Origin of the sequence: Mycolicibacterium chubuense (assembly GCF_001044255.1) — a bacterium.
In the GTDB taxonomy this organism is placed as follows: domain Bacteria; phylum Actinomycetota; class Actinomycetes; order Mycobacteriales; family Mycobacteriaceae; genus Mycobacterium; species Mycobacterium chubuense.
Genome location: NZ_JYNX01000056.1, coordinates 12,100 through 29,812, shown reverse-complemented (window position 1 = coordinate 29,812; position 17,713 = coordinate 12,100). Strand labels below are relative to the sequence as shown.

The window sequence follows — 17,713 nt, the reverse complement described above, 5'->3', positions numbered from 1 at the left end:
CCGAGATAGGGACTATCGGCACTCGTTGTGCCAGCTCTTGACTCCTGCGTGATGGGCCGGTGATTCGTAACGTCGCTGGCATCAACTGCGTCAGGAGACGGCGATGTCCGATGGGATCTGTTCGGCGGGAGTGGTGGTCGGTGCGGACGGATCGCCGTCGGCGATGGCGGCGGTTCGGTGGGCCGTCGCCGAGGCGCGCATGCGTCGCGTGCCGCTCGGGGTCGTGCATGTCGCCTCAGAGGACGCAGCCGAGGCGGCCCTCGACGGCATCGTCTCCGACGCGGTGTCCGCCGCCTCGGCGGAGGCGGCCGGCGAAGAGCTCGAGATCGGCAGCGCGCGGCTTGCCGGGGACCCGGTGTCGACGCTCACCGACCTGTCTGCGAACGCGGCGATGGTCGTGCTCGGGCGCCACGGCGGCTCCACGCGAATGCATCGTCTGCTCGGGTCGGTGAGCGCCGGGGTGCTGCACCACGCCCGGTGTCCGGTGGCGGTGGTGCACGCCGATCCCACGGTGTCGGCGAGCGCCAGGCGCCGGCCCGTCCTGGTCGGCGTCGACGGGTCACGCCACTCGGTGCAGGCCGCGGAGATCGCGTTCGAGGAGGCGGCGTGGCGCGGCGTGGACGTCGTCGCGATGTATGTGTGCGACGGGGTCGGGGGCCCGTCGGCCAACCGGGCCGAGGTGGCGGCGAAGCAGGAGGAGGCGGAATACCAGCTCGACACGGCGTTGGCACCGTTGTGTGAACGTCACCCCGGCGTGGCGGTGCACCGGTTGATCCGCTTCGAGAGCCCGGCCCGCCAGTTGCTCATCCAGGGCGAGCGCGCCCAGCTGGTGGTCGTCGGCAGTCACGGCCGCGGTGCACTGGCCGGTGTTCTGCTCGGTTCGGTGAGCACCGCGGTGGTGCGCGACGTGCGCGCCCCGGTGATCGTCGCGCGCCGCACCTGAGCGACCGGTCAGGTGCGGTCAGTGGCTGGTGATCGACTTCGGAGAACAGATTGCTCTGACGAAGCTGACGATGGCGTGCTCCGGCAGATGCCGGGCGATGTCGGCCTCGCTGACGATTCCGACGAGGCGGTGATCGTCGATCACGGGGAGCCGGCGGACCTGGTGCTCCTCCATGACGTTGAGCATGTCGTCGATTCCGTCGTCTGCATCGACGTGATAGGTGAGCCCCTGCGCGAGCTCCCCGGCGGTCATCGCGTCGGGATCATGGCCCGCCGCAAGGCATTTGATCACAATGTCGCGATCGGTGATCATTCCGTGCAGCCGCTCGTCGTCCCCGCAGATCGGCAGTGCCCCGACCCCCAGTTCGGCCATGTGCCGCGCCGCGGCGGTCAATGTCTCGTGTTCTCCGACGCAGGTGGCGCCGGCATGCATGATGTCTCGGGCAGTGGTCACGGTGTTCTCCTCCGGTACCGGAGCGCTGGGCGTGCGCCTCGTCTGTCCCATGGTCGGCCGGCCGGCCACGAGGGTCTAGGGCAGTTGGACCCTTGCCGTCAGATGGTCGACGAACCAGTCCCTGGCCAGCACGGCCACCCTTTCCAGGGCGCCCGGCTCCTCGAACAGATGAGTGGCGCCGGGGACGACGGCCACTGTGCAGTCGGCGGCCTCCATCGCCTGTTGCGCCCGGCGGTTGAGATCCAGCACCTCGAGGTCGCGGCCACCGACGATCAGCAGGGTCGGCGCGGTGATGCGTGACAGTGCCGAGCCGGCGAGGTCCGGCCGGCCGCCGCGAGACACCACGGCCGAGACCGCCACGCGGGGATCGGCCGCGGCGGCCACAGCGGCGCCACCGCCGGTGCTGGCGCCGAAATAGCCGACTCGCAGCGTCCTGGTGGCGGGCTGACCGGCCAGCCACAGGGTGACGTCGACCAGTCGGGACGCCAGCAGCCCGATGTCGAAGACATTGGCCCGATCTCGCTCCTCGTCGGGTGTCAGCAGATCGAACAGGAGCGTGGCGATGCCCGCCTGGTTGAGCACCTCGGCGACGTAGCGGTTGCGCGGACTGTGTCGGCTGCTGCCGCTGCCGTGGGCGAACACCACGATCCCCAGCGCGTGTGCGGGGACGATCAGGTGACCGGCCACCGTGGCACCCGCAACCCGGACCTCGACGTCCTCGTCGCGCCGTTGCATCAGCGTCCTATCGATTCTCGGCGTGGTCGGTGATCGTCGACAGGGCGTCGGTCTGCGGGTACCGCAGCACCGCGGCGACCCCGTCGGCCACGGCGAGGTCCTGGTCTGCGATCACCACCGCCGCGTCGGTGGCGATGGCGACGAACGGCAGGACCTCGTCGGCCAGGGCGACCCGGCGCGGCGCCTCGCCGAACTGCGACAGGGCGTCGGCGTCCGGCGCGACCACGGTCGGGTCGTCGCCGGCCACCAGCGTCGCGTTTCCCAGGTCGCCGATGATCAGGGTCTCCACCGCGCCGTCTCGCAGCGCCGTGCAGACCGCCGGCAGCCCCTGCACGGCCAGGCCCGACTCGCGCCCGGTCTCCGACTGGTACCGGGCCACGACCATGGCGACCCGGTCGCGACAGCGCCGGGCGATTTCGGCGTCGAGCAGACCGGCGAACTCGCGCTCGTCAGCGCGCCCGCCCTCCGCGCGGGCAGGAAGTGAGACGACGCGGGTGGCGATGCGGTGCGGCAATTCTGACAGCACATCCGACCGGGACCGGACCTCGCCGCAGACGAACACGAGTTCGGCATGGGTTCGATCGGCCAGTTCGGTGATCCGATCGACGATGGCCCGCACGTTCATCCGCACCGCCTCCTCGGCGCTGTGCTGCGTGTCGCCGNCGTCGAGTGCGCCGGCGACGGCGCGCCCGTCGACGTGGCCGTTCCAGCCTGCGCTGGCGCACTTGTGGACGGGAAAGCCCCCGCCCGCGACGGTCTCGTGGTCGACGGCGCGATCGCGGTGGACCGTCAGGTCTGCGCCCAGGTGGTCGACCGCCGCAAAGAGGTACGGCGGTCGTGCCGCCTCCGCGGTGAGCAGCGGCAGGACGTAGGGATAGTCGGAAACCCGCAACACGGTCACCGACGGAGGGCTGACGAGCGGCTCGTCGACGAGCACCCCCTCCCCACCTGCGATGACCGCCTGCCCGCGCCGATGCGGTCTGGGTCGGTGGGTCAGCACGGCCCGCTCGACCGCCTCGATCGTGCGGCCGGCGACGTGACAGTCCTCCAGGTGCTCACGGATGGCGCCCCACCGCGCCGTGTCGTCCCGGGTGTCTCCGGTGCCGTCGAGATACAGCGACACGAACGGGCCCGGCGCGCCGGCGAGGGCGCGGAGGTGCTCAGTGGTCATGGTCGTCCTCTTTTCGAAGGGGTCGCCACCGAGAGCGCGGCGAAGTGGTCGATGCCGAAGCGCTCGAAGGCACGTCGCCGACGCGCAGACAGCTGCGGCGCCGCGATCGCGGCGTCGACGACGTGCGGGTCGACGAGGTCGAGGGACTCGCCATGGACGGTCACCGTGGCCCGGCCGGCTGCCATCACGTTGCGCAACCAGTCGACCCCGGCGCCGTATGGCAGCGGGATGAGGACGCCGTCGGGCGTGCGCTCGGCCACCACGGGCGTTGCGTAGGACCTGCCGGAACGGCGCCGGGTGTGGCGGATCACCGCCGCATACCAATGCGTGCGGCCCGCGACCAGCAGCATCGCCGGGTTCAGTACGTGTTTGTTGAATTGCCGTACGGCGTCGCGGGCGGGCTCGGTGATGGCGGGCATGTGCTCATGGTGGGCCGTGAAGGGTCTCGTCACAGAGCCGAGCGGACTCTGCGCCCGGGGACTTAGGGCACCGGTCGACCAGCGTGTGACCTTGGTCTCTATTTCCGGCTCGGGCGGTGACAAACGATGGGCTCCGACGCCTGCCGAAAGGACCTGCCATGACACCGACGGAACCCCTCGACACGCCCGAGGCGGCACTCGACGACATCGCCTGGGACTTCCTCTCGTCGGAGTTCGCCGGCCGGACCTACGCGGACTGGCCGCTGGACCGCCGGCTCGACGTGTTCCTGCGCCACCGCGGCTACCGCGCGCTGCATGACGACGGGTCGGCCTATGGGGATCTGCTCGACCGCGTCATGGACAACATCTCGGTGGCCGTCCGCGCCGGCACGCTTTCCGTGAACGCGCGCCGATGACCGCGGCGACGTCGCTGATCCGCAAGACCGACGACGACTGGCGCGTTCACCCGAACTTCACCGACTACGACGGCACCCGCGCCGCGTTCAGCTGGGCGACGGCCCCCCGGGTGTGTGCCGGCATGGCCGACGGCGGGTGCAACATCGCCTACGCGGCCGTCGACCGCCACGCGCACGGACCGATGGCCTCGCACACCGCGCTGCGGTTCGTCGCCGCCGAAGGCTGGGACGGCGACCTGGCCACCCGCGAGCTGAGCTACGCCGAACTGGCGCGGCTCGCAAGACGTTTCACGAATGTGCTGCGGGAGTTGGGGGTCGGCAAGGGCGATCGGGTGTTCACGATGATGAGCCGATGCCCGGAACTCTACGTGACGATCATGGGTGCGCTGCGCAACGGCAGCGTGGTCTCCCCGCTGTTCTCCGCGTTCGGTCCCGAGCCGATCGCCACACGCCTGTCCCTCGGGGAGGCCGAGGTGCTGGTGACCACCCGTGCGCATTATGTGCGCAAGGTGGCCAAGATCCGCGAGCAGCTGCCCTCGCTCACCCACGTTCTGCTCATCGACGACGGCATCGCAGACGGTGACGAGCCCGGCACACTGAGCTTCTGGCGCTGCATGGATGCGGCCTCCGATAAGGCGCCGATCACCCACACCACAGCCGACGACCCGGCCCTGCTGCACTTCACCAGCGGAACCACCGGCACCCCGAAGGGCGCGCTGCACGTGCACGGCGCCGTCACGATGCACTACGTGACGGGACTGTACGCCCTCGATCTGCACGCCGACGACATCTATTGGTGTACAGCAGATCCCGGATGGGTCACCGGGATGTCCTACGGGGTGATCGCGCCGCTTCTGCACGGTGTCACGTCGATCGTCGACGAGGCGGACTTCGACGCGGAGCGCTGGTACCGCATCCTGGCAAGCCAGGGCGTGACGGTCTGGTACACCGCGCCGACGGCCATCCGGATGCTGATCAAGGCGGGGCCGGAGTTGGCGGCCCAGTTCCGTTTTCCCCGTTTGCGTTTCGTGGCGAGTGTCGGAGAGCCGCTGAACGCCGAGGCGGTGTGGTGGGGCAAGCGCGTGCTGGGTCTGCCGATCCACGACAACTGGTGGCAGACGGAGACCGGCGGGATCATGATCGCCAACACGCCGGCGTTCGACATCAAGCCCGGCTCGATGGGCCGGCCGTTGCCCGGGGTCACCGCGTGCGTGGTGCGCCGCAACGACGACGGCACGGTGTCGGTCATCGACGAACCCGACGTCGAAGGCGAACTCGCGCTCACACCGGGTTGGCCGTCGATGTTCCGGACCTATCTGCATGCAGAGCAGCGGTACCGCAACAGCTTCGCCGACGGTCTGTACCTGACCGGTGACCTGGTCAAGCGCGATGTCGACGGCTACTACTGGTTCGTCGGCCGCGCCGACGACGTCATCAAATCCGCCGGCCACCTGATCGGTCCGTTCGAGGTGGAGAACGCGCTCACCGACCATCCCGCCGTTGCCGAGGCGGCCGTGATCGGCGTGCCCGACCCCACCGTCGGCGAGGTGGTCAAGGCGTTCGTTGCCCTCAAAGACGGCTACCCGGCCGACGATGACACGATGCGCTCGCTGATGGCACACGCCCGCAAGCGACTCGGGGCCGCCGTGGCGCCCAAGGTCATCGAGTTCACCGACGCACTGCCCCACACCCGTAGCGGAAAGATCATGAGGCGGCTGCTCAAGGCGCGCGAACTCGGTCTGCCCGAGGGCGACACCTCCACGATGGAGACCGCCTCATGATCGACCGCGATGTCGCCACCCCGCTGCTGTCCGACATGATCCGGGTGCGGCTCATGGAGGAGAAGTGCGCCGAGCTCTACAGCGCGGCCAAGATTCGCGGCTTCCTGCACCTGTACGTCGGCGAGGAGGCCGTCGCCGCCGGATCGCTGCGCGCCCTGGAGGCCGAGGACGCGGTGGTGGCCACCTACCGCGACCACGCCCACGCGCTGTTGCGGGGCATCCCGATGACCAACATCATGGCCGAGATGTTCGGCAAGCAGGAGGGGTGCTCGCGCGGCCGGGGCGGCTCGATGCACCTGTTCGACGCGCGGACCCGCTTCTACGGCGGCAACGCCATCGTCGGCGGCGGGCTGCCGCTGGCGGTGGGCCTCGCGCTGGCCGACGCGCAGCTGGGCCGATCTCGGGTCACCGCATGCTATTTCGGCGAAGGCGCGGTCGCCGAAGGGGCCTTTCACGAGTCGATGAACCTGGCCGCGCTGTGGCACTTGCCCGTGCTGTTCTGCTGCGAGAACAACTACTACGCGATGGGCACCGAGATCGCGCACGAGCAGGCGCAGACCGATATGACCGAGAAGGCGGCGTCCTACCGCATCCCGGCGCTGGCCGCCGACGGCATGGACGTGCTGGCCTGCCGGGCCGCCGCCGAGGAAGGGGCATACCACGTCCGCAGCGGGGGCGGCCCTTTCTTTCTGGAGTTCCGCACCTACCGGTTCCGGCCGCATTCGATGTTCGACCCCGAGTTGTACCGCTCGAAGGAGGAGGTCGAGCACGCCAAGGAGCGGGATCCCATCCGCGCCTTCACCGAGCGGTGCGTCGCAGCCGGCGCGCTCAGCGAGGACGACGTCGCCGACATCCGCGCGGCCGCCGAGGACGAAGTGACCGGCGCTGTGGCCTATGCGGAGGCCGGCACATGGGAACCGGTCGACGATCTCACCCGAGACGTCCTGACCCCGGCGGAGGCACTTCGATGACCAAGACGACCTACCGGACCGCCGTGCACGACGCGATCCGCGACGCGATGACCGCCGACGACCGGGTGCTGCTGATGGGGGAGGACGTCGGCGCCTACGGCGGAACCTACGCCGCGTCGAAAGGGCTGCTGGCCGAATTCGGCCCGGATCGCATCCGCGACACCCCGCTGTCGGAACTGGGCTTCGTCGGTGTCGGCATCGGCGCCGCACTGGGCGGCCTTCGTCCCATCGTCGAGGTGATGACCGTCAATTTCAGCCTGCTCGCGCTCGATCAGATCGTGAACACCGCTGCGGCGCTGCGCCACATGTCGGGCGGTCAGTTCTCGGTGCCGCTGGTGGTCCGGATGGCCACCGGCGCGGGACGTCAACTCGCCGCGCAGCATTCGCACAGCCTGGAGTGCTGGTTCGCCCATATCCCGGGCATCAAGGTGGTGGCCCCGGCGACGGTCGAGGATGCCTACGGCATGCTCGGCGCCGCGCTGGCCGATCCCGACCCGGTGGTGATCTTCGAGCACGTGCAGCTCTACAACGTCTCCGCCGACGTGGAAACCGCGGCGCCGACTGATATCTCGGGGGCGGCGATCCGCCGCGCCGGGTCCGACGTCACGGTGATCACCTACGGCGGCTGCCTGCCCAAGGTCCTCGACGCCGCCGACGAACTCTCGCTGGGCGGCATCGACTGTGAGGTGATCGACCTGCGTTCGTTGCGCCCGCTGGACACCGACACGTTCGTCGAGTCGGTCCGCCGCACCCATCGCGCGGTCGTCGTCGACGAGGGCTGGCGCACAGGCAGTCTCGCGGGCGAGGTCAGCGCGCAGATCATGGAGAACGCGTTCTACGACCTCGACGCCCCGGTCGCGCGGGTCTGCACCGCCGAGGTGCCGATCCCGTACGCCAAACACCTCGAGCAGGCCGCGTTGCCGCAGCCCGAGACCATCGTCGCGGCGGTGAAAGCCATTGTGGGACAGCCGGCATGATCGAGTTCGCGATGCCGGCCCTGGGCGCCGACATGGACGAGGGCACGTTGAACGAGTGGCTGGTCAAGCCGGGCGACACCGTCTCGCGCGGCCAGATCGTCGCGGTCGTGGAGACCACGAAGGCCGCCGTGGAGATCGAATGCTGGCAGGAGGGCGTCGTCGGCGAACTGCTCGTGCCCGTGGGGCAGACCGTCTCGGTCGGAACGCCGTTGGCCACGTTGCTCGCCCCCGGTGAGGCGCCCGCCGAACGGCCCGCGGAGCGCGTCCCGGCGCCGGTGACGGCCGTCGACGCGCCTGCTCCGAGTGTCCCCGCCCCGCAACCGCGGACGCCACCACCACCACCACCGGCCGGCCCGCACCATCGTCGGTGGGTGTCCCCGGCGGCCCGTCGGCTGGCCGTGTCCCTCGGTGTCGACGTCGAGTCGCTCACCGGTACCGGTCCGCAGGGCGCCGTGGTCATCAGCGACGTCGAACACGCCGCCGCGCACGTGCAGGCCGCCGCCCCGGAGGTGGTGCCGGTGGCGCCTGCCCCAGCGGTTTCGGCCAAGGAGGCCGCCGCCCGCCGCGGTGCGGAGATGCGCAAGTCGATCGCGGCGGCGATGAGCAGGTCCAAGCGTGAGATCCCGCACTACTACCTGGCCGACGAGATCGTCCTCGACCCGGCGCTGAGCTGGCTCAACGAACGCAACGCGGCGCGCTCCATCACCGAACGGGTCCTGCCGGCGGTGCTGTACCTGAAGGCCGTCGCGCTGGCCGCACACCGGTTCGGGGAGTTCAACGGGTTCTGGCGCGATACCGGCTTCGCGCCCGGCGACGCCGTGCACGTCGGGGTGGCGATCTCGTTGCGCGGTGGTGGTCTGGTCGCGCCCGCGATCCACGACGTGGCGGGCAAGAAGCTCGGCGAGCTGATGGCCGACCTGAGCGACCTCGTCGCGCGGGCCCGCGCCGGATCGTTGCGCAGCTCGGAGATGTCGGACCCCACCATCACCGTGACCAACCTCGGCGACCAGGGCGTCGACTCGGTGTTCGGCGTCATCTACCCGCCGCAGGTGGCGCTGGTCGGATTCGGCAGACCCGCCCAGCGAGTCCGCGCCGTCGACGGCGGAATACGGATCGCGACGACGGTCCACGCGAGTCTGGCGGCCGATCATCGCGCCAGCGACGGCCACCGCGGCGCGCTGTTCCTTTCCGCGATCAACGACCTTCTCCAACAACCCGACCTGCTCGAGAACTGAGGCACGCCATGAAGACCACCCACGAGATCCGCGATGACGTGCTCTCGGTGCTGACCGCGATCGCTCCGGAGGTCGAGCCCGACGAGATCAGCGACGACGTGCTGCTGCGCGACCAGGTGGATCTGGACTCGATGGACTGGCTGAATTTCCTTCTCGGCATTCACAAGAGGTTCGACGTGGACATCCCCGAGGCCGACTATCAGCGGTTGCGCACGCTCGACGACCTCGTGCACTACGTCGAGGCCAAAGCCGCGTTCTGACCCCGAACGACCCCGTGGTCGCATCCACGGCAAGTTCCCAGCGGGATCGCTTGTTCGTGTCTGCGTGAAGGAGGACACTCGACGTGACCGGTGAACGACGCCTCGGCGCGCCGTCGTCCGGTCGCATCGGAGGTGTCGATCACCAGTGAACACCGACCCGTCGCTGTTGCAGGTGGCCCTGGAGATCGGATCGGATCTCGACCCCTACCTCGACCTCGATGGCACGCTGCAGCGGTTCGTCCGTGCGGCGATGGTGATGACCCGGGCGCGGTTCGGCGCCATCGGGGTCTGGGATGCCGACGGCATGCTCGCGTCGTTCGTCCACGACGGGATGGATGACGACGCTGTCGGGAAGATCGGCCATCTGCCCGTGGGTAAGGGCTTGCTCGGGCTGCTGCGCGAGCATCCGCAGCCCGTGCGAATCGCCGATCTCGGCGAGCATCCCGAATCGGCGGGATTTCCCCAGCACCATCCGGACATGCGGGCGTTCCTCGGTGTGCCGATCGTCATCCGCGGAGAACCGTACGGCGGTCTGTACGTCGCCGACGACCGTCCCGGCCGCACGTTCACCGAGGACGACGAGGCCACCGGGCGTGCGCTGGCGTCGGTCGCGGCGGTCGCCATCGACAACGCGCGGCTGATCGAGCAGGTGCGCGAGGCCGCCCGCTGGACCGCGGCCAGCCGGGAGATCACCGCCGCGCTGCTCTCGGACTCGGATCCGCACGTGCGGCCCCTGCATCTCATCGCCAGCCGCGCCCGCCACCTGGCCGGCGCCGAGCAGGTGATCGTCCTGGTTCCGGACGACCCGGTCCAGCCGGGCGCGTCGGTGGACACGTTGGTGGTGTCCGCTGCTTCCGGACGATACGCCGATGACGTTCTGGGACAGCATATTCCGGTCGAAGGATCGACAACGGGGGCAGTGTTCCGGTCCGGCGAGCCGGTCATCACCGAGACGTTCCGGCGGCCGATCCAGTCCTTCACCGAGCTGGGTGAACGATCCGCGATCGTCGTGCCGCTGCGTTCGGACGACGTCACCCTGGGAGTCATCGCGGTGGCGCGCGATGCCGGCGCGCCGCGCTTCGACGAGAGCCACCTCGAGTTGGTGCAGGATTTCGCCAACCACGCCGCGATCGCGCTGACGATCGCGCGGGCCCGGCGGTCGAGCACCGAGCTGGCCATGCTCGCCGACCGGGAGCGGATCGCCAGTGACCTGCACGATCAGGTGATCCAGCGGGTGTTCGCCGTCGGCATGGACCTCCAAGGCGTCATCGCCCGGCTGCGCTCGCCTGAACTGGCCGGCCGGCTGACGCGCTCGGTCGACGAATTGCAGGCCGTCATCAACGACATCCGCTCCACGATCTTCGACCTCGGGCACCCGCTGGAAGCTCACGGGGGATTCGCCAAGCGCATCCAGGACGCCGTCGCATGTCTCACCGAGGATCGCGAGATCAGTGCGACGCTGATCATGTCGGGGCCGATGAGCGTGGTGCCGGAGACGCTGGCCGATCACGCCGAAGCCGTTGTCGTCGAAGCGCTGAGCAATGCCGTGCGCCACTCCGGTGCGCACGCGGTCACGGTGGAGGTGGCCGTCGGCGACGACCTTCGGGTCGAGGTGACCGACGACGGGCACGGAATACCCGCGGACAATCAACGGCACAGCGGGCTGGCCAATCTCGCCCGCCGTGCGCACAGTGCCGGTGGAGATCTTGCGATCACCGCACCGCCCGACGGCGGCACGTGCGTCACGTGGAGCGCTCCGCTCTCCGACATCTGACAGACTCCGACCATGACGTCCTCGTCGATGCGCGCATGGCGGGTCCGCACCCCGGGTCCGGTGCGCACCCGTCCGCTCGAACTCGTCAGCGCCGATGTCCCTGAGCCCGCGGCGGGCGAGCTGCTGATCGCCGTGCACGCGTGCGGGGTGTGCCGCACGGACCTGCACGTCACCGAAGGTGATCTGCCTGTGCACCGGCCCCACGTCACCCCCGGTCACGAGGTGGTGGGCGAGGTCGTGGCGCTCGGTCCGGACGCGGGGGAGGAGTTCAGGACCGGTGACTGGGTGGGGGTGGCGTGGCTGCGGCACACCTGCGGGCACTGCCGGTTCTGTCTCCGGGGGCAGGAGAACCTGTGTCCCGAGTCGCAGTACACCGGGTGGGACGCCGACGGCGGCTACGCCGAATTCGTTACCGCGCCTGCTGATTTCGTTCATCGCCTGCCCGAGGGGTATTCCGACAGCGAGCTGGCGCCGCTGTTGTGCGCGGGCATCATCGGGTTCCGCTCGCTGATGCGGGCCGACTTGCCCGCCGGGGGCCGCCTGGGCATCTACGGATTCGGCGGCAGCGCCCACATCACCGCGCAGGTGGCGCTGGCGCGGGGCGCCGAGGTACACGTGATGACGCGCGGTGAGAGCGCCCGTGAGCTGGCCTTGGCGCTCGGGGCGGCCTCGGCACAGGGCGCGGCCGACGCTCCTCCCGTGAACCTCGACGCGGCAATACTTTTCGCGCCGGTCGGGGACCTGGTGCTGCCCGCCCTGGAGGCGCTCGACCGCGGGGGAACGCTGGCGATCGCCGGTATCCACCTCAGCGACATTCCGCCGCTGAACTACCAGACGCACCTGTTCCAGGAACGGCAGGTGCGCTCGGTCACCTCGAACACCAGGGCCGATGCGCGCGAGTTCCTGGAGTTCGCCGGGCGGCACCGCATCGAGGTCACCACCCCGGAGTATCGCCTGGATCAGGCCGATGTCGCGCTGGACGATCTGAGCTCGGGCCGCATCGCGGGCGCGGCTGTACTTCTGATCTGACTACAGCGAGTCGATCGCGGTCCGCAGCTTCGCGGCGACATCGTCGGCGATCGACCGCATCTCGGCCTCGCCGGTCACGTCGACGAGCACCTGCGGATCCATCGCCTCGACGAGCACGTCGCCGTCGGCGCCGGGATCGGCGCGCACGACCACGTTGCACGGCAACAGCAGCCCGATCTGGCGGTCGATCTCGACGGCCCGGTGAGCCAGCGGCGGATTGCACGCACCGAGGATCACGTACTGTTCCATGTCCTCACCGAGCTTGGCTTTGAGTGTCGCCTGCATGTCGATCTCGGTCAGCACGCCGAAGCCCTGTTCCGCGAGTGCCTCTCGGGTGCGGGCGAGCGCGTCGTCGAACGACGTGTGCAGCACGGTCGACAGTGCGAATCCCATGTCGCGTCCTTCCGTCGATGTGATTATCGCGCGCTCACCAATTGCGAGACCACGGTTTGCGCATCACATTTCGCTCCGCGGTTGTACGGAAGCCGAGCGAGCAGCATGCCCATGGCGCAGGTGTCGGTCACCGCTGCGAACGTCAGGCCCGCCCCGATGGCGAATGCCACCCACTGCGCGCCGGGCACCACGAGGCTCGCCAGCACGCTGAGGGCGACGATGAGCCCGGCGGCCAGACGCACCTGGCGTTCGAGGTCCCACTTCGGCGCGCCGCGCTCGACCGCGAAGCCACCGGCCTGCCAGGCGGTGATGCCGCCGACCTTCATCTTGCATATTCCATGAGGTATCCCCAACCTGGGGCCGCGGGAAACCACGTTCGCAGAAGCGGGACCAACGGCCCTAAAACCTGGCGGGCGGCCGTCCTAGCGTTGACTGGCATGGACTACGGCATCCTCGTCGGGATCGACGGGTCCCAGGAGTCGGCGACCGCCGTCTGCTGGGCCGCTGACGAGGCCCGCCGGCACGGCGTTCCGATCACGCTGATGACCGTGGTGACGCCCGCCGTCGCGGGGGGCGAGCGGGAGAACGCCGAAGACACCCTGGCGCATGCCCGCGCGCTGGTGCTCGCCGACTCCGATCCCGCCCGTGTTCCGGACATCCGCTGCGAACTCCGCTGCGGCACGGTGCTGCCCACGCTCGTCGCGGTGTCCCGGCAGGCGCGGATGGTGGTGGTCGGCAGCCGGGGACGCGGCGCACTGGGCCGGCTGCTGATGGGTTCGGTCAGCACCGGTCTGCTGCATCAGGCGCACTGTCCGGTCACCGTTGCGCACAGTCGGTACGGCCGGTTGCCCGCCCCGGCGTCACCTGTCGTGGTCGGTATCGACGGCTCGCGCGCCTCGGAGGCGGCGACGGCGCTGGCGTTCGACGAGGCGGCCGTGCGCGGCGTGGATCTCGTTGCGGTGCATGCCTGGTCGGACATCGCCGCACTGCCGTACGAGAGCGCCCAGTGGAGTGCGCACGAGGAGTCGGCCGCTGAGGTGCTCGCCGAACGTCTCGCCGGATGGCAGGAGCGCTACCCCGACGTCCGGGTGCTTCGCCGGCTCGAATACGACGCGCCCGCGCGGTGGTTGATCGTGGAATCGCAGCGCGCGCAGTTGGTGGTGGTCGGTAGGCACGGCCGCGGTGGGTTCGCCGGCATGCTGCTCGGATCGGTGAGTTCGACGGTGGTGCAATCTGTCGACGTTCCGGTGACCGTGGTGCGGCCGTGACACGTGCGCGGACGATCCCGGTGTCGTTGTGCCACTCTTACCGGTGACCAATGTCTCCTGTGGTGGTTCGTCGGCGCGGATAGCGTCGCGAGGATGGAACCCGCTGCGCCGCTGCGAGCCGCCCTGGGGCCGTTGGCCAGGACGGGTGGCTACTACGCGCGGTCGTGGCGCGACTACCTCGGATCCGCACCGAACCAGATGCCGCTTGCCCGGCCGACGCTCGCCCTGGCTGCCGAGGCGCTGCGCGACGAGGTGGTGCTTCTCGGTCTGCGGGCCCGCCGCCCGCTGAGTGATCCGGTGGCGTTCGCGCGTATCCACGAAGAAGTTGGTGCGGCTCTTGACTTTTACGATGGCCGCGGCTTGCTCGATGATCCTCGCCGCTTCTTCACCGCGCCGCGCCGGCTCACCGGCGTCGAGGTACATCCGGTGCAGCGCGGCAACCGTTCCTACGAACGACTTCGGTGGGGCAGCGACTACCGCCCCCTGCCCGGTGAGCCCGGTGGTGACCGCTGGCTCGAGTATCGATCAACCTCACGCGGTTACGGCCTGATGCTGCGTCACTCGGAGCCGCGGCCGTGGCTGGTGTGCATCCACGGTACGGAGATGGGCCGCGCGGCAATCGACCTGGCGCTCTTCCGGGCGTGGCAGCTCCACGAACAACTGGGCCTCAACGTCGTGCTTCCGGTGCTGCCCATGCACGGACCACGGTCGAAGCGGTTGCCCAAGGGGGCGGTGTTCCCGGGCGAGGACCTGCTCGACGACATCCACGCGACAGCACAGGCGGTGTGGGACATCCGCGCTCTGCTGGGCTGGGTACGACGACAGCAGCCCGCGGCGCAGGTGGGCGTCTACGGACTGTCCCTGGGCGGATTCATCGCGGCGCTCGTCGCCGGTCTGGACGGCGACCTCACCTGCGCGATCCTCGGCGTGCCGGTGGCCGACCTGATGGAACTGCTGGGCCGTCATTCCGGACTGCGCCCCGATGATCCGCGGCTCGCCACCATCGCCCTCGCGGCCCCGCTGGGCCGGATGATCTCGCCCTTGTCGCTGCCGCCGCAGGTGCCGAAGGCCGGCCGCTTCATCTACGCCGGCCTCGCCGACCAGGTGGTGCACCCGCGGGAGCAGGTGCATCGGCTCTGGGAACACTGGGGCGGGCCCGACATCGAGTGGTACCGCGGCGGACACGCGGGGTTCTTCCAATCGCGTCCGGTGCAACGCTTCGTGACCAGCGCCCTGGTGCACTCGGGCTTGGTCAGCGTCGGCGCCGCACCCGACAGCGCCGCGGGCTGATCCGGCCCTTCATACCTACGGGGGTATGATTGGACACTACCTAGCGCGGTCCGCCCTCGTCGTCGGCGAGCAGCTGATGCAGGGTGTCCGAGGTCGTGCGGGCCGCCGAGGAGAACGGCTCGAGCACGATGTCCACGCCCGCGGCGCGCAGCTGTTCCGCGTCATGGCGGGTGTGCGCGGTCAACGCGACGGTCCCGGCGAACCCGTGGTGGCGGAGGCCTTGCAGCAGCGCGAGATTGGTGCGCAGCGTCGGAATGGCGCTGACGACGTACTTCGCCCGGTCCAACGGCAGCGCCTCGAGGAGACCGATGTCCTCCGCGCTGCCGAAGGTCGCTGTGACGCCGCGGTCATGGTGGGAAGCGATGCCGTGCGGATCGAAATCGATGCCGAGGACGCGGTGACCGGCATTGCCCAACAGCTCCGCGAGATGGCTGCCGAAACGCCCCAGCCCGAAGAGGATCACGTCGACGTCGTCGCCGGGCTCAGCCTGCTGTGCCCGCCCGCTGTGCCGGCGTTCGAGAACGGACAGCCAGCGCTGCACGCGCTCGAAGATCTGGTGGTCGTAGGTGGTCATGTACGTCGACGCGGTGATGGTGATCAGACCGACCACGGTGATCAGGCTGACGGTGGCGTTGGTGATGTGCCCCAGACTCGACCCCAGCGCCGCGAGGATCAGGGAGAACTCCGAGATCTGTGCGGCGGGCACGGCCACGAGGAAGCCCACCCGCACCGGATAGCGCATCGCCGCCATGATCGCGACGATGATCAACGGCTTGACGAGCAGGACGAAGGCCGACAGGACCGCCGCTTCCACGAGTTGCTCAGCAGCGTCGGTGAATTCGAGACCCGCTCCCAGGGTGATGAAGAAGAACAACAGCAGGAAGTCGCGCAGGCTGACCAACCGCGCGCCCAAAGCATCGCGAAACGGAGTGCTGGCCAACGAGACCCCGGCCAGAAACGCCCCGACTTCCGCGTTGAAGCCGAGCCATTCACTACCGGCGGCCACCGACACCGCATAAGACACCCCGAAAAGCACCAGAAGCTCCTGCGACCGGGCGATCTGCGGCATCAACCAGGGGAGTACGAACCGCATCAGGAGCCACAGGACGATCAGCAGCACAGCGCCCCTGCCGATCACCGCTGCGATGCCGGATCCCACACCGCCTGCCCGGTCCCGCCCGAAGGCTGTCAGCGCGATCATCACCAGCACCACGACCATGTCCTGCACGATCAGCAGACCCAGCACGATCCGTCCGTGCAACTGGTCGAGCTCGCGCTTGTCGGAGAGCAACTTGACGATGATGATCGTCGACGAAAAGGTCAGCGCGACGGCCACATACAGCGCGGTCACCGTCCCCATGCCGAGCGCGAGCGCGGTCAGGTATCCCAGGGTCGCGGTGACGACCACTTGCCCCAGCCCGGTCGCCACCGCCACCGGGCCGGTGCTGCGGATCATGTGCAGATCGAGGCGCAAACCCACGAGGAACAACAGGATCGACAACCCGAGTTCGGCGAGCAGTTCCAGGGTGTCGGCGGTGGACACCCAGGACAGACCGACTGGCCCCACGGCCACGCCGACCAAGATGAAGGCCACGATCAGGGGTTGACGAAGCTTGATCGCGATCAGGCCCGCGACCGTCGCGATGACCAGGATGACGGCGAGAGTGGGAAAGGCGTGCAGATCCATACCGAGCAGTCGTCGCGTCAGCCCGAGCGGGCGACGATCACCGGTATCCGGGCGGCCTGGACGACGGCGCTGCTCACCGAGCCGAGCAGCGCGCCCGCGACGGCGCCCTCGCCGTGGCTGCCGACCACCAGCAACTGCGCCCCCTCGGCGCGTTCGACCAGTCGGTGAGCGGGCTGATCGGGGACGGCGACCGGTTCGACGGTCACCTGGGGGAACCGCTGCCGCCAGCCGGCCAGCTGCTCGGCCAGTTCCCGCTCGACCCCTGGCCGCAGTTCCTCCCAGTCGAAGCCGGGCAGGTCGAACGCCCCCGGGGACCACCAGGCGTGCACGGCGACGAGGGTGACACCCCGCCGGGCGGCTTCGATGAAGGCGATCTCCACCGCGGTCCGCGAGGCGGCCGAACCGTCGAACCCGACGACGACGGGCGCATCGGTGGCCGGGGGCGGTTCGTCGTGGACGACCGCCACCGGTCCGTGCGCGCGGTGTATCAGTCCGGTGCTGACGCTGCCCAGCACGGTGCGGGCCAGTGCGCCGCGTCCGCGCGACCCGACGACGACGATCCGGGCCGTGCGGGACGCCTCGACCAGCGCCGCCGTCGGCGGGACGACGGCGAACTCCGCCCTCACCGGGACAGCTCCTTGGGTGCGGTCCCCGGCGATCCGCTCGGCGTCGTCGAGGATGTCCTTGCCGATCTGGCGCTGCCACTCCAGCAATCCGGTGGGTAGCGGCGCGATCGGCCACATGCCGATCGGCGGTGTCGCCGCATACAGGACGGCCAGCGGTGCGCCGTGGCGCACCGCCTCGTCGGCCCCCCACTCGAGCGCCGCCTGCGACGATGGTGAATCGTCGACGCCGACAACCACTTCCGGGACATTGACAGCGGTGCTCATCTCTCGGCGCCCTCTTTCGTC

Annotated in this window: 17 protein-coding genes and 3 pseudogenes; 11 read left to right on the top strand and 9 right to left on the bottom strand. The window is 69.6% G+C overall.

All coding sequences use genetic code 11. The features are described from left to right. Window positions 1-103: 103 nt before the first annotated feature. Complete coding sequence (locus MCHUDSM44219_RS17785; RefSeq protein ID WP_048419582.1) at window positions 104-943, top strand: universal stress protein; 840 nt, start codon at window positions 104-106, stop codon at window positions 941-943. Between the two features lie 18 nt (window positions 944-961). Here the strand turns inward: MCHUDSM44219_RS17785 and MCHUDSM44219_RS17780 are convergent, their stop codons facing one another. The 5 genes and pseudogenes from MCHUDSM44219_RS17780 to MCHUDSM44219_RS17765 form a co-directional block, all read right to left on the bottom strand. Then, on the bottom strand, window positions 962-1,396 hold the full coding sequence (locus MCHUDSM44219_RS17780) for a CBS domain-containing protein (protein WP_048419651.1): 435 nt from the start codon (window positions 1,394-1,396) through the stop codon (window positions 962-964). A gap of 79 nt (window positions 1,397-1,475) precedes the next feature. Further along, window positions 1,476-2,122: pseudogene (locus MCHUDSM44219_RS17775) on the bottom strand (dienelactone hydrolase family protein); the annotation flags it as partial. Window positions 2,123-2,138: 16 nt separating this feature from the next. Next, window positions 2,139-2,793, bottom strand: a pseudogene (locus MCHUDSM44219_RS31145) (baeRF2 domain-containing protein); the annotation flags it as partial. Window position 2,794: 1 nt separating this feature from the next. Next, on the bottom strand, window positions 2,795-3,302 hold a 508-nt coding region (locus MCHUDSM44219_RS31140; RefSeq protein WP_461786656.1), incomplete at its 3' end, for a baeRF2 domain-containing protein. Further along, the gene (locus MCHUDSM44219_RS17765) at window positions 3,299-3,721 is read right to left on the bottom strand and encodes a PNPOx family protein (RefSeq protein ID WP_048419579.1); all 423 of its coding nucleotides are present in this window, start codon (window positions 3,719-3,721) and stop codon (window positions 3,299-3,301) included. The genes MCHUDSM44219_RS31140 and MCHUDSM44219_RS17765, both read right to left, overlap by 4 nt. A gap of 158 nt (window positions 3,722-3,879) precedes the next feature. Here MCHUDSM44219_RS17765 and MCHUDSM44219_RS17760 point away from each other — a divergent pair, with 158 nt between their 5' ends. The 8 genes from MCHUDSM44219_RS17760 to MCHUDSM44219_RS17725 all read left to right on the top strand — a co-directional run bounded on the left by MCHUDSM44219_RS17760 (window position 3,880) and on the right by MCHUDSM44219_RS17725 (window position 12,164). After that, entirely contained in the window at window positions 3,880-4,137 is a 258-nt protein-coding gene (locus MCHUDSM44219_RS17760; protein WP_048419578.1) for a hypothetical protein, read from the top strand. Then, a complete protein-coding gene (gene acsA, locus MCHUDSM44219_RS17755; protein WP_048419577.1) occupies window positions 4,134-5,918 on the top strand; it encodes an acetate--CoA ligase in 1,785 nt (594 codons plus the stop codon). The genes MCHUDSM44219_RS17760 and acsA overlap by 4 nt, the downstream gene beginning before the upstream one ends. Beyond that, entirely contained in the window at window positions 5,915-6,889 is a 975-nt protein-coding gene (pdhA, locus tag MCHUDSM44219_RS17750; protein WP_048419576.1) for a pyruvate dehydrogenase (acetyl-transferring) E1 component subunit alpha, read from the top strand. Before acsA ends, pdhA begins: the two co-directional genes overlap by 4 nt. Beyond that, window positions 6,886-7,866, top strand: coding sequence for an alpha-ketoacid dehydrogenase subunit beta (locus MCHUDSM44219_RS17745; RefSeq protein ID WP_048419575.1), 981 nt, complete (start codon window positions 6,886-6,888; stop codon window positions 7,864-7,866). The genes pdhA and MCHUDSM44219_RS17745 overlap by 4 nt, the downstream gene beginning before the upstream one ends. Next, a complete protein-coding gene (locus MCHUDSM44219_RS17740; protein WP_048419574.1) occupies window positions 7,863-9,101 on the top strand; it encodes a dihydrolipoamide acetyltransferase family protein in 1,239 nt (412 codons plus the stop codon). The genes MCHUDSM44219_RS17745 and MCHUDSM44219_RS17740 overlap by 4 nt, the downstream gene beginning before the upstream one ends. Before the next feature lie 8 nt (window positions 9,102-9,109). After that, window positions 9,110-9,361, top strand: a complete 252-nt coding sequence (locus MCHUDSM44219_RS17735; RefSeq protein ID WP_048419573.1) for an acyl carrier protein — start codon at window positions 9,110-9,112, stop codon at window positions 9,359-9,361. Window positions 9,362-9,506: 145 nt separating this feature from the next. Continuing rightward, window positions 9,507-11,135, top strand: a complete 1,629-nt coding sequence (locus MCHUDSM44219_RS17730; protein ID WP_048419572.1) for a GAF domain-containing sensor histidine kinase — start codon at window positions 9,507-9,509, stop codon at window positions 11,133-11,135. 12 nt (window positions 11,136-11,147) lie between these two features. Then, complete coding sequence (locus MCHUDSM44219_RS17725) at window positions 11,148-12,164, top strand: zinc-binding alcohol dehydrogenase family protein (RefSeq protein WP_048419571.1); 1,017 nt, start codon at window positions 11,148-11,150, stop codon at window positions 12,162-12,164. Here MCHUDSM44219_RS17725 and MCHUDSM44219_RS17720 read toward each other — a convergent pair whose 3' ends face one another. Next, complete coding sequence (locus MCHUDSM44219_RS17720) at window positions 12,165-12,557, bottom strand: DUF302 domain-containing protein (protein WP_048419570.1); 393 nt, start codon at window positions 12,555-12,557, stop codon at window positions 12,165-12,167. It abuts the gene before it with no gap. Window positions 12,558-12,580: 23 nt separating this feature from the next. Then, window positions 12,581-12,874, bottom strand: a pseudogene (locus tag MCHUDSM44219_RS17715) (YgaP family membrane protein); the annotation flags it as partial. 120 nt (window positions 12,875-12,994) lie between these two features. Between MCHUDSM44219_RS17715 and MCHUDSM44219_RS17710 the strand changes: the two are divergent. Both MCHUDSM44219_RS17710 and MCHUDSM44219_RS17705 read left to right on the top strand, forming a co-directional pair. Further along, window positions 12,995-13,825 carry a universal stress protein gene (locus MCHUDSM44219_RS17710; RefSeq protein ID WP_048419569.1) on the top strand — a complete coding sequence of 277 codons (831 nt, stop codon included), beginning with the start codon at window positions 12,995-12,997 and terminating at the stop codon, window positions 13,823-13,825. A 93-nt stretch (window positions 13,826-13,918) separates the two neighbouring features. Then, window positions 13,919-15,115, top strand: a complete 1,197-nt coding sequence (locus MCHUDSM44219_RS17705; RefSeq protein ID WP_048419568.1) for an alpha/beta hydrolase family protein — start codon at window positions 13,919-13,921, stop codon at window positions 15,113-15,115. A gap of 40 nt (window positions 15,116-15,155) precedes the next feature. Here the strand turns inward: MCHUDSM44219_RS17705 and MCHUDSM44219_RS17700 are convergent, their stop codons facing one another. Both MCHUDSM44219_RS17700 and MCHUDSM44219_RS17695 read right to left on the bottom strand, forming a co-directional pair. Then, window positions 15,156-16,802: a cation:proton antiporter gene (locus tag MCHUDSM44219_RS17700; RefSeq protein WP_048419567.1), complete on the bottom strand. Its 1,647-nt coding sequence runs from the start codon at window positions 16,800-16,802 to the stop codon at window positions 15,156-15,158. A 17-nt stretch (window positions 16,803-16,819) separates the two neighbouring features. Further along, a complete protein-coding gene (locus MCHUDSM44219_RS17695) occupies window positions 16,820-17,692 on the bottom strand; it encodes a universal stress protein (RefSeq protein ID WP_048419566.1) in 873 nt (290 codons plus the stop codon). Window positions 17,693-17,713: the final 21 nt, after the last annotated feature.